At 71.6% G+C, this 14717-nt stretch carries 15 protein-coding genes and 1 tRNA gene; 6 read left to right on the top strand and 10 right to left on the bottom strand.

Annotation, left to right across the window (positions count from 1 at the left end):
- Positions 1–54: 54 nt before the first annotated feature.
- The 7 genes from ACVN90_RS11355 to idi are packed head-to-tail and all read right to left on the bottom strand — an operon-like array spanning position 55 to position 5664.
- Positions 55–948 (bottom strand): prenyltransferase, encoded by an 894-nt coding sequence (locus tag ACVN90_RS11355; RefSeq protein ID WP_475098367.1) that lies wholly within the window; start codon positions 946–948, stop codon positions 55–57.
- Positions 945–1268, bottom strand: coding sequence for a lycopene cyclase domain-containing protein (locus ACVN90_RS11350; RefSeq protein ID WP_475098366.1), 324 nt, complete (start codon positions 1266–1268; stop codon positions 945–947). Before ACVN90_RS11350 ends, ACVN90_RS11355 begins: the two co-directional genes overlap by 4 nt.
- Positions 1265–1618 carry a lycopene cyclase domain-containing protein gene (locus tag ACVN90_RS11345; RefSeq protein ID WP_475098365.1) on the bottom strand — a complete coding sequence of 118 codons (354 nt, stop codon included), beginning with the start codon at positions 1616–1618 and terminating at the stop codon, positions 1265–1267. Before ACVN90_RS11345 ends, ACVN90_RS11350 begins: the two co-directional genes overlap by 4 nt.
- A gap of 2 nt (positions 1619–1620) precedes the next feature.
- Entirely contained in the window at positions 1621–3186 is a 1566-nt protein-coding gene (gene crtI / locus ACVN90_RS11340) for a phytoene desaturase family protein (RefSeq protein ID WP_475098364.1), read from the bottom strand.
- Complete coding sequence (locus ACVN90_RS11335; RefSeq protein WP_475098363.1) at positions 3183–4064, bottom strand: phytoene/squalene synthase family protein; 882 nt, start codon at positions 4062–4064, stop codon at positions 3183–3185. The genes crtI and ACVN90_RS11335 overlap by 4 nt, the downstream gene beginning before the upstream one ends.
- Positions 4061–5116, bottom strand: a complete 1056-nt coding sequence (locus tag ACVN90_RS11330) for a polyprenyl synthetase family protein (RefSeq protein WP_475098362.1) — start codon at positions 5114–5116, stop codon at positions 4061–4063. The genes ACVN90_RS11335 and ACVN90_RS11330 overlap by 4 nt, the downstream gene beginning before the upstream one ends.
- Positions 5113–5664, bottom strand: a complete 552-nt coding sequence (idi, locus tag ACVN90_RS11325; protein WP_475098361.1) for an isopentenyl-diphosphate Delta-isomerase — start codon at positions 5662–5664, stop codon at positions 5113–5115. The genes ACVN90_RS11330 and idi overlap by 4 nt, the downstream gene beginning before the upstream one ends.
- A 127-nt stretch (positions 5665–5791) precedes the next feature.
- Between idi and ACVN90_RS11320 the strand changes: the two genes are divergently transcribed.
- On the top strand, positions 5792–6220 hold the full coding sequence (locus tag ACVN90_RS11320; protein WP_475102105.1) for a MarR family winged helix-turn-helix transcriptional regulator: 429 nt from the start codon (positions 5792–5794) through the stop codon (positions 6218–6220).
- Positions 6221–6287: 67 nt separating this feature from the next.
- On the opposite strand, the gene ACVN90_RS11315 is transcribed toward ACVN90_RS11320, so the two are convergent.
- A tRNA-Met gene (locus ACVN90_RS11315) sits at positions 6288–6361 on the bottom strand.
- A 92-nt stretch (positions 6362–6453) separates the two neighbouring features.
- Between ACVN90_RS11315 and ACVN90_RS11310 the strand changes: the two genes are divergently transcribed.
- Positions 6454–6972 (top strand): DUF6328 family protein, encoded by a 519-nt coding sequence (locus tag ACVN90_RS11310; protein WP_475098360.1) that lies wholly within the window; start codon positions 6454–6456, stop codon positions 6970–6972.
- Positions 6969–7772, top strand: a complete 804-nt coding sequence (locus tag ACVN90_RS11305) for a carbon-nitrogen hydrolase family protein (protein ID WP_475098359.1) — start codon at positions 6969–6971, stop codon at positions 7770–7772. The genes ACVN90_RS11310 and ACVN90_RS11305 overlap by 4 nt, the downstream gene beginning before the upstream one ends.
- 9 nt (positions 7773–7781) lie before the next feature.
- Here the strand turns inward: ACVN90_RS11305 and ACVN90_RS11300 are convergent, their stop codons facing one another.
- Positions 7782–8981, bottom strand: a complete 1200-nt coding sequence (locus ACVN90_RS11300; RefSeq protein WP_475098358.1) for an aminotransferase class I/II-fold pyridoxal phosphate-dependent enzyme — start codon at positions 8979–8981, stop codon at positions 7782–7784.
- 118 nt (positions 8982–9099) lie between these two features.
- On the opposite strand from ACVN90_RS11300, the gene ACVN90_RS11295 reads away from it, so the two are divergent.
- From ACVN90_RS11295 to ACVN90_RS11285, 3 genes are all read left to right on the top strand, one after another.
- Entirely contained in the window at positions 9100–10797 is a 1698-nt protein-coding gene (locus ACVN90_RS11295) for a S1C family serine protease (RefSeq protein WP_475098357.1), read from the top strand.
- A 72-nt stretch (positions 10798–10869) separates the two neighbouring features.
- On the top strand, positions 10870–12144 hold the full coding sequence (locus ACVN90_RS11290) for a CDP-glycerol glycerophosphotransferase family protein (protein WP_475098356.1): 1275 nt from the start codon (positions 10870–10872) through the stop codon (positions 12142–12144).
- Complete coding sequence (locus tag ACVN90_RS11285) at positions 12141–13592, top strand: CDP-glycerol glycerophosphotransferase family protein (protein WP_475098355.1); 1452 nt, start codon at positions 12141–12143, stop codon at positions 13590–13592. Before ACVN90_RS11290 ends, ACVN90_RS11285 begins: the two co-directional genes overlap by 4 nt.
- 20 nt (positions 13593–13612) lie before the next feature.
- Here ACVN90_RS11285 and ACVN90_RS11280 read toward each other — a convergent pair whose 3' ends face one another.
- A complete protein-coding gene (locus tag ACVN90_RS11280) occupies positions 13613–14650 on the bottom strand; it encodes a glycosyltransferase family 2 protein (protein WP_475098354.1) in 1038 nt (345 codons plus the stop codon).
- Positions 14651–14717: the final 67 nt, after the last annotated feature.

Genomic DNA, 14717 nt, shown 5'->3' with positions numbered 1-14717 from the left:
GCACGTACGAACGAAGGCCGGTCCCGCTCGGGACCGGCCTTCGGCGTTCCCAGGTCAGGCTGTGAGGATCGCGTACCAGATGAGCAGCAGCGTGACCGCGAAGCCCGTGAACTGGTTGAGCCAGAGGAACCGACGCCAGCCGGTCGTCGCGGCGGCCGCATCGTCGTCGGTGATCGAGCGGTAGGGCCACACGGTCACGAGGTACGGCAGCACGAGCAGGGCCGCGATCGGCCCCGGCCACGCGGTCGCGAGCATCGCGACGCCGGCAGCCGTGTAGCAGGCGAGGGCGAAGCGGACCGTCCATCTCGCGCCGCGCGCGGTGGCGATCGACGCGATGCCCGCGTCGCGGTCGGCGACCACGTCCTGCACCGCTCCGAACGCGTGCGAGGCCACGCCCCACAGCGCGAAGGAGCCGATGAGTGCCACGAGCGGCAGCGTCCAGGTCGCGCCCGCCAGAACGAGACCGTAGACGGCAGGGGAGAAGAAATGGATGCTGCTGGTCACGGAGTCGAGGAACGGCCGCTCTTTCAGCCGCAGCGGCGGCGCGCTGTAGAAGACGACGAAGAACAGGCTCGCGGCGAGCACGAGCCACGACGAGGGGGCACCGACCACGGCGAGGTAGGCCACGAACGGCAGGCACAGCAGCGCGGAGGCCCACAGAGTCGCCCGATGCATGCGCCGATCGAGCACCGCCCCGTGGGCGCCTCCCTTGCGCGGGTTGCGCAGATCGGACTCGTAGTCGAACACGTCGTTGATGCCGTACATCGCGAGGTTGTACGGCACGAGGAAGAACAGCGTGCCGATCACGAACGTCAAGTCCACTTCGCGAACGGTCATGACGTACGCGGCTGCGAACGGGTAGGCGGTGTTGATCCAGCTGACCGGTCGCGAGGCGATCAGCAGCTGCCGGGCGACGGCGCCGGCCCGCAGGGGCGGGGCGGAGGTCACGCCTTCGCCTCCTCGTGTCGAGCCCCTGACGGCGTGAGCAGCGTGAAGACGGCGGGGACGAGGAACGCCGCGCATACGGGGTAGGCGAAGTCCTCGATCGGCGCGAGCCCGATCCGCACTCCTGAGATCAGCGTCTCCGGGTAGGTGAACAGGCCGGCGGCGATCATCACGTTGTCGAAGACGGCGGTCAGCGCGATCAGGATGCCGGCGGCGATGACGGATGCTGTCATCCTGCGTCCGAACCCGGGTCGACGCACCGTCAGCAGCACGACGACCGCCGTGATCACGACGAACGGCACGACGATGAGGGCGTACGTCATCGCGCCGCCTCCGAACGGGGAGGCGCAGCATCCGTCGTCCGTCGTGCCATCAGGCGCATCGCTGCGGACCACGCGACGAGCGCCAGGTAGCTCAGGAACGCCAGGAACACCGGCTCCTCGAGGGGGAGGTGCGGGGCTAGATCGACACCGAGCAGCAGGGGACTGTCACCTTTCACGAAGACGCCGGTCGCGATGCCGACGGCGTCCCACGCGAGGAAGAACGCCGTGCCGATGCCGACCGCGAGCGCCGTGCGCCCGGGCGACCGCCACGCGGCGAGGCGCCAGCGCCGGTCGATCAGCAGCATGCCTGCGGCGGAGGCGAGGATGGCGGCGAGGTAGAGCCCTGGCACCGTCACACCCTCGCCGGCTCTGCGAGCGGACCGGGGGAGCGATCCCCTCGCAGACGCTTGACGACGAGCTCCGCCGAGATGAGGCACATCGGCAGGCCGATGCCCGGCAGCGTGGAGGCCCCGACGTACGACAGGCCCTCGACTTCGCGCGAGGTGTTCCGCGGGCGGAAGACCGCGCTCTGCCCGAGCGTGTGGGCGAGGCCGAGCGCGTTCCCGCGCCACGCGCCGAGGTCGTCGGCGAAGTCGCCGGGGGCGACGGTGCGTCGAACCACGATTCTCCGCTCCAGATCCGGGATGCCGCACCACTGGGCGACCTGGGCGATCACCCGGTCGGCCGCGGTCTCGATCGCCGGGTCGCCGTCGCCGTCGATGCCCCCGTGCCCCAGCCGGGGATCTGCGGGCACGGGGACGAGCACGAAGAGATTCTCGTGTTCCGGCGGCGCGACACTCGGGTCCGTGGCGCTGGGACGGCAGATGTAGAGCGACGCGGGGTCGGGGATCCGCGGGCGGGTGCCGAAGATGTCGGTGAAGTTCTCGCGCCACTCCTTGGCGAACAGCAGCGTGTGGTGGGCGAGCTGCGGCAGCCGCCCCTCGACGCCGAGCATCACCAGCAGCGCCCCTGGGCTGGGCGTGCGCGAGCTCCACCACTCCTCTGGGTAGGTCTGCTCGGCGCGCGGGAGCAGCCGGGTCTCGGTGTGGTGCAGGTCCGCGCCCGACACCACGAGGTCGGCGGGCACGCGGTGGCCACCGGCGAGCTCCACGCCGGTCGCGACCCCCGCGTCGGTCGTGATCGCGGTGACGCGAGCCCCTGTCTCGATCGCGACTCCGGATGCCTCGGCCAGGCGCACGATCGCCTGCACGAGCTCGGTGAACCCGCCGCGCGGGTAGAGCACGCGATCGCCCAGGTCGAGGTGGCTCATGAGGTGGTAGAGGCTCGGCACACCGTACGGCGATCCACCCAGGAAGACCGCGGGGTACTCGAGGATCTGCCGCAGCCTCGGGTCGGTGAACCGCCGCTCGACGTGGCGGGCGAGGCTGCGGGTCAGGAGGGGGGCGAGGCGCGGCATCCGTCGCAGCAATGCCGGGTCCCTGAGGCCGGCCGTGGTCTCGTACGTGTCGTAGAGGAAGCGCGTGACGGCGAGGTCGTACGCGTCGGCGGCGGAGTCGAGGTAGGTGTCGAGGCGAGCGCCGGCGCCGGGTTCGACGCTCTCGAACAAGGCGGCGGCCTCGGCGCGTCCGGACCGCACGTCGAGGGGGGACAGCCCGGTCGAAGGATCCGAGTAGACGCGGTACGCCGGGTCGAGGGGCACGAGGTCGAGCTCGCTCTCCGCGGTCGTTCCGAGGAGCCGGAAGAAGTGATCGAACACCTCGGGCATGAGGTACCAGCTCGGGCCGGTATCGAAGCGGAAGCCGCCCTGCTCCCATGACCCCGCGCGCCCGCCGAGTTCGTCGCGCGCCTCGAACAGGGTCGTGTCCCAGCCCTCGGACGCGAGCAGCGCTGAGGCGGCGAGTCCGCCGACACCGCCGCCGATCACGACCGCGCGCCGCGGTCCGTCGTCGAGCGTCATGCGCGCACCTCCCGCGGGGCGAAGCCGAGCAGCGCGCGCGCCGCGAGACGCGCCTTCACGGTGTCGGGCACCCGCACCCGCTCGTCGCCCCCGTCGCATGCGCGCAGACGCACGGCCAGTTCCGCGAAGAGATCGTGCGCGGCGGTCACCGCGCGCCGGCAGTCGGCTGGAAGCGCGGGGATGGCGCTCGCCGCGACCGCGAGATCCCGGTCTATGCGATCCAGCACCGCCGCGCGCTCGCCGTCGGCCGTCGACAGGGCCAGGTAGTCGCGACCGAGCACGGTCTCATCGTGACGGAGGTCGCGCAGGAAGTTCACGTCCTGGAACGCGGCCCCGAGACGGCGAGCCCCGTCGACGAGCTCGGGAGAGGGGGAGACGGGATGCTGCGCCCCCGCGTTGACGAACACCTGCAGGCACATCAGGCCGACGACCTCCGCCGAGCCGTAGACGTATGCGTCGTGCGAAGCGGCGTCGTGGTGGAACGTGTCGAGGTCGGTCCGCATCGACGCGAAGAACGGGCTCACGAGATCCTCGCCGATGCCGCACTCGCGCGCCGTGCCCGCGAACGCGTGCACCACGAGGTTGGAGCTGAACCCGCGCTCGATCGCCGACAGGGTCTCGAGCTCGAGCTGGTCGAGGATCTCGCCGGCGACCTCCGACGACAGTCCGGCCTCCTCGGCGGGGCCGTCGACGATCTCATCCGCGATCCGCACCAGGGCGTACACGTTCCGCACGTGCGGGCGCGGTCGCGGGCCGAGCAGTCGGCACGCGAGCCCGAACGAGGTCGAGTACCGCGCGATCACGGTGGCCGCGGCATCCGCTGCCGCCTGGTCGTAGAGGGCGAGACCCGTGGGGGACGCGGCGCGCACCGTGCTCATGGGATCCGCCCTTCGATGCCGTCGGCGAGGGTGCGCAGAAGAGCCCCGGCTTGATCGGGGAGTACCGGGTCGTACGAGGCCTCCCGCACCGCCGCCAGCGTGTCCTCGACGAGCCGCACCAGGCGCTCCCGGGCGCCGGTCTGCTCCAGGACGAGCTGCGCCTCACGCACGGCGACGGGCCCGGTGCGCGCGAGGGCGAGAGCCTCGTCGACGCGGGGCGCGGCGCCGGTCTCGCGGGCGAGCGCGACGAGCGGGGTGCGCTTGTTCTCGCGAAGGTCCGGTCCGGTGTCGCGGCCCGTCTGCGACGTGGTCCCGAACGCCCCGATGAGGTCATCGACCAGCTGGAACGCGAGTCCGAGGCGCCCGCCCGCCTCGCCGAGCACACGCAGGGCGTCGCCGTCGGCGCCGCCGAGCAGCGCGCCCGCCTGCAGCGGCGCGCGGAACGTGTAGACCGCGGTCTTGTTGAACGCCGTGTCGAGCGTGGAGATGCGGGATGGATGCCGCGCCGCGACGCTGTTCTCGACGTCGGCGAGTTCGCCGGCCGCGGAGATCAGGACGGCGTCGTCCAGGAGGGTCAGGAGTCGATCCCGGGTCGCGTCGTCGGTGTGGGCCATGGCGACAAGGCGGAAGGCCTCGTGGAGCAGGATGTCGCCTGCGAGGATCGCCGCGGCGTCGCCCACCAAGGCCGCCCCGTCGGTGTCGGCGCCGTCGTCCTGTGCCCGTCGCCGGAATTCGCCGCCGATGTTCGGCACCCCGCGCCGCATCGTGTCGTGGTCGATCACGTCGTCGTGCACGACGAAGGCCGTGTGCAGCAGCTCGAAGGCCGCCGCGACCGAGAGGACGGCCGACGCGTTGGAGTCGTCGGTGCGGAACGCATCGAAGGCCGCCGTGACCAGCGCGGGGCGCAGGCGCTTGCCGCCCTGCGCCGCCCGGGTGATCGCGTCGCCCAGTGCGCCGAACGCCGGCCCCAGTTCGGCGGCGCGCTCACGGATCCGCGCGAGCGCGCCGTCGATCGCGATCCGCAGATCGGGGTCGGCCGCCGCGGGGATCATGACGCGCGTCTCTCGCGCGACGGCGTCTCGAAGAGGTGCAGCTGCTGGGCCTGGAGCACGAGCCACGGGCTGAACGCCCACGGCGTCGCTTCGAGCGAGACAGCGAGCGCCTCGGGCTCGACCCACCGCGCATCGACGACCTCGAGCGGGTTGAGCACGGGCTCGTCGTCGGTGTAGGCGGTGTACACCGGGCACACCTCGTGCTCGACGATGCCGTTGGCGTCGGTGGCGCGGTACCGGAACAGGGGGAGGGCTATGCTCAGCTCGCTCAGCGTGAGCCCGAGTTCGAAGTCCGCGTGACGGCGGACCGCCGCGAGCACGGGCTCAGCGGGACGGGGGTGCCCGCAGAACGAGTTGGTCCAGACCCCGGGCCACGTGCGCTTCGTGAGGGCGCGGCGGGTGATGAGCACCTGGCCATCGCTGTTGAGCACGTGGCAGGAGAATGCGAGATGCAGGGCGGTGTCGGGACCGTGCACGCTGGATTTCGGTGCCGTGCCGATGGCGCGGCCGTCATCGTCGAGCAGGACGACGTGGTCGATGTCGGGCATCCGATCGCTCCTCTCAGATTGCTAGCTAAACTAGCAATACGTCTTGTGCGATGCTACAACGGGTCGGAGGGAAACGTCCACGATGTCAGAACGCTGGTTGCCACAGACGGATCATGAGCACGCGGTGATGCGCGTGCTGCAGTCCATCCGTGCCGTCAGCGACGCCATGGAGCGCATGCACAGCGGCATGAAGGGCGACATGGACATGAACGCCTCGGATGTCGCGGCGCTTCGTCTGCTCATCATTCGCGAGCGGCAGGGGCGCTCGGTCAGTCCGCGCGACATCGCGCGCCATCTGCGCATCTCGACCGCGTCGACCACGAAGCTGCTCGACCGGCTCGTCGAATCCGGGCACGTCGAGAGGCTGCCGCACCCCAGCGACAGGCGGGGACGTGTGGTCGTGCTCACGGAGGGGGCGCGCAACGCGTTCTTCCGCGTCTTCGGCGATCGCCTGCGGGCGATGAGGTCCGTCGCCATGGAGTACGAAGAATCCGAGCTCGCGGTGATCGCGCATTTCCTCGACGACCTGTGCGGCGCCATGGATCCCGAAGACTGAACCCACGACAGAGCGGGAAACACAGAAGAGGGCGTCCCTTTCGGGACGCCCTCTTCTGTGTTTTCTGTTGCGGGGACAGGATTTGAACCTGCGACCTCTGGGTTATGAGCCCAGCGAGCTACCGAGCTGCTCCACCCCGCGGCACAAGGAATAGCCTAGCACGGGGTTTGGGGTGGTCGTGACACAGGGCGGCCGGCTTGCCCCGATCGCGCGCCGCGGGCAAGGATGAACGCATGTCCACCGAGCGCGACGCCGACCCCCAGGACGATCGTGTCGACGGTCGCGACGAGACGCCGGAGGAGCGCGCCGACCGCAACTGGAGCGAGGTGCTGCAGGAGGTGCGCGTCCTGCAGACCGGCACGCAGATCCTGACCGGCTTCCTGCTCGCCCTGGCGTTCCAGCCGGCCTTCGGCGACCTCACGGAATCGCAGAAGGCGTTCTATCTGGGTCTCGTGGTGCTGTCCGCGCTGAGCTCGATCATCGCGCTCGCTCCCGTCGCGCTGCACCGCGCACTGTTCCAGCAGCGAGCCAAGGCCGAAGTGGTGCACTATGGCCACTTCGCGCTCGTCACCGCGCTCGCGACCGTGGCGGTGCTCCTCGTCGGCGTCGTGGCGTTCGTGTTCGATGTGGTGCTCGGCGGGTCGGCGTTCTGGTGGGCGCTCATCCCGCTCGGGCTGCTTCTGTTCGCGCTGTGGCTGGTCGTGCCGGCGATCCTCCGCGCGCGCCGCCGGACGAATGGAGGACGACGATGACCGACACGCTTCCCATCGCGGTGGCGCAGTTCGCACCGACAGCCGACACCGCCGTGAACCTCGAGTCCATCGCGCAGCTCGTGGCCACGGCATCCGTCCGCGGCGCGCGCATCGTGGTGTTCCCCGAGTACTCGAGCTACTTCGTCGACCCGTTCGACGAGTCGCTCGCCGAGAACGCGCAGGAGCTGGACGGCCCGTTCGTCGAGGCGCTGACACGTCTCGCCGCACAGCACGGCGTGACCATCGTCGCCGGGTTGCTGGAGCGCGCGAGCGACCGCGAGCGCGTGCGCAACACGGCGGTCGCGGTCGACGCGACGGGTCTGGTCGCGCACTACCGCAAGCTGCATCTGTACGACGCGTTCGGGCAGCGGGAGTCGGACTGGGTCGAGCCGGGCGAGCCGGAGGAGCCGAAGACCTTCGAGCTCGGCGGACTCCGGTTCGGCTTGATGACCTGCTACGACCTGCGCTTCCCCGAGGTCGGGCGCCTGCTCGTCGACGCCGGTGCCGATGTCTTCGTCGTTCCGGCGGAATGGGTGCGCGGTCCGCTCAAGGAGCACCACTGGCGCACGCTGCTGCACGCTCGCGCGATCGAGAACACGGTTTTCGTGGCCGCGGCCGATCACCCGCCGCCCCTCGGCGTGGGCAACTCGCTCGTCGTCGATCCGCAGGGCGTCGAACTCGCCGCCGTGGGAACGTCGACCGATGTCGCGGTCGCCCACCTCGACGTCGGCGCGATCGAGCGGGTGCGCCGTGTCAACCCGGCGCTGAGGCTCAGACGCTTCGGCGTCGGGCCCCGGTGACCCGCACTCTCACCCGAGGCGGGCGAGGCGGGCTGCCGCGTCCTCGAGCACCTCGACGCGCTTGCATGCCGCGAAGCGCACGAGCGTGGCGTACTCCGCGCGCCTGGCCGGCGTCGCGAAGGCCGTGAGCGGGATGGCCACGACCCCGGCGCGCTCCGGGAGGGCGCGGCAGAACGCCGCGGCATCCGTCGCCCCCAACGGGGCGGCGTCGACGACGGTGAAATACGAGCCCGCGGGGGTCGACACATCGAAGCCGGCGGCGCGCAGCCCGGCTCCCAGCAGGTCGCGCTTGGCGCGCAGGGTGTCGGCGATGCCGCGGAAGAAGTCGTCGCCGAGCCGCAGCCCGGTGGCCATCGCGGGCTGGAACGGACTGCCGTTGACGTACGTGAGGAACTGCTTGACCGCGAGCACCGCGTCCACGAGCGTGGCGGGTCCCGAGATCCAGCCGATCTTCCAGCCGGTCGTCGAGAAGGTCTTCCCGCCCGACGAGATCGTGAGCGTTCGGTCCCAGGCGCCGGGAAGGGTCGCGATCGGCACATGCGGCGCGTCGAACACGAGATGCTCGTACACCTCGTCGGTCACGATCACGGCGTCGTGGTGCTCGGCGAGGCGGACGATCTCCTCGCCGACCTCGGCGGCGAAGACCGCACCCGTCGGGTTGTGCGGGTCGTTCACGAGGATGACGCGTGTGCGGTCGCTCACAGCGGCACGCAGTTCGTCGAGGTCGGGCTGGAAGTCCGGCCACCGCAGCGGCACCGTGACGAGCCGTGCGCCGGCGAGCGCGACGACCGCCGCATACGAGTCGTAGTACGGCTCGAGGACGACGACTTCGTCGTCGGGGTCGTCCAGCAGCGCGAGGAGCGCCGCGGCAAGGGCCTCGGTCGCCCCCGCGGTCACGAGGACCTCGTGTGCGGGATCCAGGTGCAGGCCGTAGAACCGCTCCTGATGCTCGGCCACCGCCGAGAGGAGATCAGGGATGCCGCGACCCGGCGGGTACTGGTTCACGCCGTTCGCGATGGCGGAGCGTGCCACCTCGAGCACCTCGGCGGGCCCGTCCTCGTCGGGGAAGCCCTGCCCGAGATTGATGGCGCCGGTTCTCGCCGCGAGAGCCGACATCTCGGCGAAGATGGTGGGGTGGATCGACCCGTCGGAACCGACGAGTCCGGCGCCCGCGGCTGTGCGGCGCCATGCTCCGGGGATCTGTCGCATCGCTTCACCGTAATACCGGGCGGGCTCATCCCTGTTGCATAGGCGAGTCCCATTCGCGACATAAGAAACGCACAGCATCGGTGGGCACAGTGGTGAGTGCTTGGCAGAAGGAGCAACCATGAGCGACATCCAGGGCGACCGCCCGGAAGACCAGACCCCCGCCGTCCCCTCGCAGTCGGCCGCGGAGGCCGCCGCGCAGACGCCCGCCCAGCCCGAGACCCCGGTCCCCGCCGCGGCCGCGTCGGAGGCCGTCGAGCCCGCGCAGCCCGCCCAGCCGGCTGCGCCCGCCGCCACCCCGGCTGCGCCCGCTCAGCCCGCTCCCGCGGCGCCTCCGGTTCCGCCCGCCGCCCCGGCGGCACAGCCTGCGGCCGATGTGCAGCCCACGGCGCCGACCCAGCCCGTGCCCCCCGCGGGCTACCCGGTCGGCGCGCACGCCTACGCACGTCCGCAGGGCTACGCCGGTCAGCCCGCGCCCTATCCCCACTCCTACGCGGGTCAGCCCGCACCGGGTGCCCCCGGTGCCGCGTTCGGCGTGAACCCCGCGGACGCTCAGCCGACGCTGCCGATCGCCGGCTCGACCGGTGCGGTGCCGACCGCGACCAAGGCCCCCAAGAAGTCCTCGGGTGCGGGCAAGGTCGTCGGCCTCATCGTCGCCGCCGCCATCGTCGGCGGGGCGGCAGGTCTCGGCGGTGCCTACGCCGGGGTCACGTGGTTCGCCCCCGTCAGCGCTTCGCCTGCCGCCGGCCCGTCGACGGTCACGGTCAACGACACCGATTCGGTCAACCAGACCACCGCGATCGCCGCGAAGGTCGTGCCGAGCGTCGTCACGATCGAGGCGACCGGATCGTCGGGTGCCGGCACCGGTTCGGGCGTCGTGCTCACAGAAGACGGCTACGTCGTCACCAACACGCACGTGGTGACCCTCGACGGCGCGACCGGCGACGCGGCGATCCGCGTGACCACCTCCGACGGCCGCGTGTACGACGCCGAGGTCGTCGGCACCGACCCGACGTACGACCTCGCCGTCATCAAGCTGAAGGACGCCGAGGACCTCACTCCGATCGAGATCGCCGACTCGAGCAAGCTCAACGTCGGCGACACGACGGTCGCCGTCGGCGCGCCGCTCGGCCTCGCGAACTCCGTCACCGAAGGCATCGTGAGCGCACTCAACCGCTCCATCTCGATCGCATCGTCGGCAGCGCCGGACAGCGGCGACAGCGAGGACCAGGAGGACCAGGAGGACCAGAACAGCCAGGAGGGCCCGTTCCGCTTCGACTTCGGTCAGGGCGAGCAGCAGTCGACGGCCACCGAGAGCATCTCGATCTCGGTGATCCAGACCGACGCGGCCATCAACCCGGGCAACTCGGGCGGCGCGCTGGTCGACTCCGACGGCAAGCTGATCGGCATCAACGTGGCCATCGCGACCGCCGGCGGCTCGTCGTCCGACGGCTCGGGCTCGATCGGCGTCGGCTTCTCCATCCCATCCGACATCGTCCAGCGCATCACCGACGAGATCATCGAGAACGGCGAGGCGACGCACGGTCTGCTCGGCGCCAACGTCCAGGCCGCGGCATCCGTCGAGGGCTCCACCATCACGGGCGCCTACATCGCCGGTGTGACCGACGGCGGCGCGGCGGCCGCCGCGGGTCTGCAGGAGGGCGACATCGTCACCGCTTTCAACGGCGTGCCCGTCACCGACGCGACCGACCTCACGGCGCAGGTGCGCGCCGCGGCGGCCGGCAGCGACGCCGAGGTCACGTTCGTCCGCGACGGCAAGACGCAGACCGTCGAGGTCACGCTGGGGTCGCTCCAGTAATCCACACCGTCCAAGGACGCCATTGCGCGAGTTTGCAAGCCTGCGGCGCGGGCTCGCAGGTAGGCTCGCGGAATGGCGTCCTTCTCGTTCGGCGCGGGGAACGCCCGGAAGATCGCGACGATCCCGCTCTACGCCGCCGGACGCCTCCTGACGCTCCTGGTGCCGCGCTCCCGCGACGAGTGGGTGATCGGCTGCGCGGTCGGCATCGGCGACGGGGCGCTGGCGCTCTGGGAAGTGGCGGCCGCCGACGGGCGCAGTCCCGTATGGCTGGTCGGGTCGAAGCGGGAGGCGACGGATGCTGCGGCCCGCGGCATCCGTGCCGTTTCGAAGCGCTCCCTGCACGGGCTGTGGCGGACCGCGCGTGCCCGCGTGGTCGTCGTCACGCACGGGTTCGGCGACGTCAACCGCTACACCGTGTCGGGTGCATTCGTCGTGCAGCTGTGGCACGGCATCCCGCTCAAGCGGATCGGGGTGGACTCGCCCGAGACGCTGCGGGTTCCCGGCGCCGTCGCCGCCACACCCGCCGCCGGCGCCGTGAGGACGCTGCTGCGCACGATGTACCGTGGCGCCGCGCGCCGCATCCGGGTGCTGCCGGCCGCTTCGCACCTCGTGCGCGGCCGTCTCGAGTCCGCGTTCGCGCTTCCCGATGCGAGCGTGCCGGTGACCGGCGAGCCTCGCGTCGACGTGCTCTCCCGGGGCACCGCCGACGATCGCCGTGTCGGCGCGCGTGCCGCGATCGGGCGCGCGGTGCCGCGCGTGGCGCCGTCGAGCCGCTTCGTGCTCTACGCGCCCACGTGGCGCGATGGCGCGGTGGATCCCGCGGTGCCGACCGCCGAGGAGTGGTCGCAGATCGTCGAGGTGCTGAGGCGTCATGACGCGACGTTCCTGGTCCGGTCGCACCCGCTCGGCGCCGGCGACTACGCCCCGCCGTTCCCGACCGACCGCGTGCACTCGCTCGGCAGCGACCTCGTCGCGGATGTGACGCCCCTCCTGCCCGGTCTCGACGCCCTGGTCACCGACTACTCGTCGCTCGCGTTCGATGCTTCGCTCGTGCCGCTGCCCACGTTGTTCCTCGCGCCCGACGTCGAGGAGTATGCGCGCACGCGCGGCTTCTACGGTACGTACGCCGACGTGGCGGGCGATGACTGGGCGGTCGACTGGACCCAGGCGGCGGCGCAACTGGACGCGGTGCTCGGCTCCGACAGCGAGCGCGAGCGCCGCGTGGAACGGGCGATCGCGCTCGACGCGCGGGTGCACGCGTACCGGGACGGACGCAACGCCGAGAGGGTGTACCGTGCGATTCTGGCCGGAACGGTCCACGACGGCCCGAGGGAAGGAACCGGATGACCGACGCGCGCTTCACGACGGAGGGGAGCCCGGCTCTCGTGCTCTCGGGCGAGGGGGAGCGGCCCGATTCCGTCGAGATCGTCGGCGCCCGCGCCCGGGTGGCTGCCCGCCTCACCGGTCGGGGCAAGACGTGGACGGCGACGCTGCCGCTGCGTGCCGCGCGCTGGGGAGGTCCCGAGCTTCCCCTGCCCGCGGGGTCGTACGAGGTGCGGATCACGGATGCCGCGGGCCGAGGCATCCGTCCCCCCGAAGCCGTTCCGCTCACGCAGCTGGGCACGCTCCGCGCAAGCCTCGAGGGGTGGACGCTGCGCGTCGGACCGCCGATCGACCCCGCCTACGACTCGGGCGAAGGGCAGGACGCCCTCGAGCGCCGCTACGCGACCCGCCCGGCGGCGGGGTTCGAGAACGCGGTGTTCTTCGAAAGCTTCTACGGCCGTAACGCCAGCTGCAACCCGCTCGCGATCGACCGGGAGCTCGCGCGCCGCGCGCCCGGGGTGACGCGCTACTGGAGCGTCGTCGACCTGTCAGTGGCCGTGCCGGACGGCGCGATCCCGGTGGTCGAGGGGAGTCCCGAGTGGTGGCGCGCCCGCGGCGCCGCACGGCTGCTCGTCGTCAACGACTGGCTGCGCCGCCGTTTCTCGCGCCGCAAGGGCCAGGTCGTTCTGCAGACCTGGCACGGCACACCCCTCAAGCGCCTCGCACTGCACCGGCCCGGGTTCGACCCGCGCCGCACGGCGGCGGTCGTGCGCGAGTCGCTGCGGTGGAACATCCTGCTGGCGCAGAATCCCTACGCCGCACGCATCCTGGGCAAGGCGTACGCCTTCCTCACGCGCCCGATCTGGGTCGAGGGGTATCCGCGCAACGACGTGTTGGCCACAGGCGACGGCGCCGCCACGCGCGAGGCCCTCGGGATCCGTCCCGGGGAACGGGTGCTGCTGTACGCGCCGACGTGGCGCGACGACCGCGACCAGATCGTCGACTTCGTCGATCCGGTCTCGCTGGCAGCGGCCACCGATGCGGTCGTGCTGGTCCGCGGCCACTCGCGCACGCTGCTGCCGGGGCGCGATGCCGAGGGACCGCGAGTGATCGACGTCACGGGCTTTCCCGACACGTCGCTGCTGCTGCTCGTCGCCGACGCGCTCATCACCGACTACTCGTCCGTGATGTTCGACTACTCCGTGACCGGCAAGCCGATGTACTTCCTCGTGCCCGACATGGAGCACTACCGCGGCGAGCTGCGCGGGTTCTACTTCGATCTCGCCGCGCACGCGCCGGGGCCCATGGTTCGCACGCAGGACGAGCTGGTGGCAGCGCTCGCCGCCGATGACACCGCGACCTACGCCGGCCGCTACGCGCAGTGGCGTGACAAGTTCAACGCCCGCGACGACGGACACGCCGCCGAGCGGGTCGTCGCCCGGATCCTGGACCAGGGCTTCATCGACGCGTGACGCGCTGACGGCTCCGGCCGTCACGGCAGGGGCGTGTTGCGGCTCCCGAGACGCGACGTGTCGACAGTGTCGTGGGCGCCACCGACCACGCCGAGGAGGAACCCCCAGCCCCAGGCGAGGTGCATCGACGGCAGCACGGCCGCGGTCCAGAGCTTGTCGCGCCAGCCCCGCCCTCCGCCCGGGCCGAGGGTCACGACGACGATGAGGAGCGCGTACGCGATCACGGGGAGGTAGACGACGGATGCCGCCACGGACCACCACCCCTGCAGCACACCGGTGAGCTGCAGCACGCCGACCACGATCCCGAGGAGGATCGTCAGCACGAGTGCGGGTGGGGCGAAGAAGCGGAGCGAGTTGCCGCGCCCGAACCGGCGGACGAGTTCACCGCGCCACCGCCCCGTCGCGGAGAACTGGCGCACGAGGCGCGTCCAGCTCTCCCGCGGCCAGTACGTCACGGCGAGCGTCGGGTCGAACCAGACGCGATACCCGGCGCGGCGGATGCGCAGGTTCAGCTCCCAGTCCTCGCCGCGGCGGATGCTCTCATCGAACAGTCCCACCTCTTCGAGCACCTCCCGCCGCATGACGCCGAGGTACGCCGACTCCGCTTCACCCTCCTGCGTGCCGCCGTGGTAGGCGCCGCCACCGAGGCCGATCGGCGAGTTGTAGGCGCGGGCGACGGCCCGCTGGAACGGGGTGCGGCCGTCGGCGCGCATGACGCCGCCGACGTTCGCCGCGCGCACGCGGTCGAGCGTCGCCAGCGCGCGTCGTGCGTACGTCGGGTCGAGCTCGGAGTGCGCGTCCACGCGCACGACGGTGGGGTGGCGGGCGGCGCGGATCGCGAGATTCAGGCCGATGGGGATGTCGGCGCCGGGGTTGTCGACCAGCACGATGCGGTGGTCGCGGGCGGCCAGCTCGGCGGCCAGCGCGTTCGTGCCGTCCGTCGACGGCCCGAGCGCGAGTATCAGCTCGGTCGGGCCCGGGACGTCCTGTGCGAGCACGGTCTCCACCGCGCGGCCGAGGTAGTCGTGCTCATTGAGCACCGGCATCACGAAGCTCACGCCGGCGTCGGGAGAAGGGACCGGAGCGTCCCTGCGCCCGTGTTGCTCGACATGCACGCGTCGATCA

The organism is Microbacterium sp. F01, from assembly GCF_056156365.1.
Note: the sequence above shows the minus strand (reverse complement) of the source record. Positions and strands in the feature narration are given on the sequence as shown.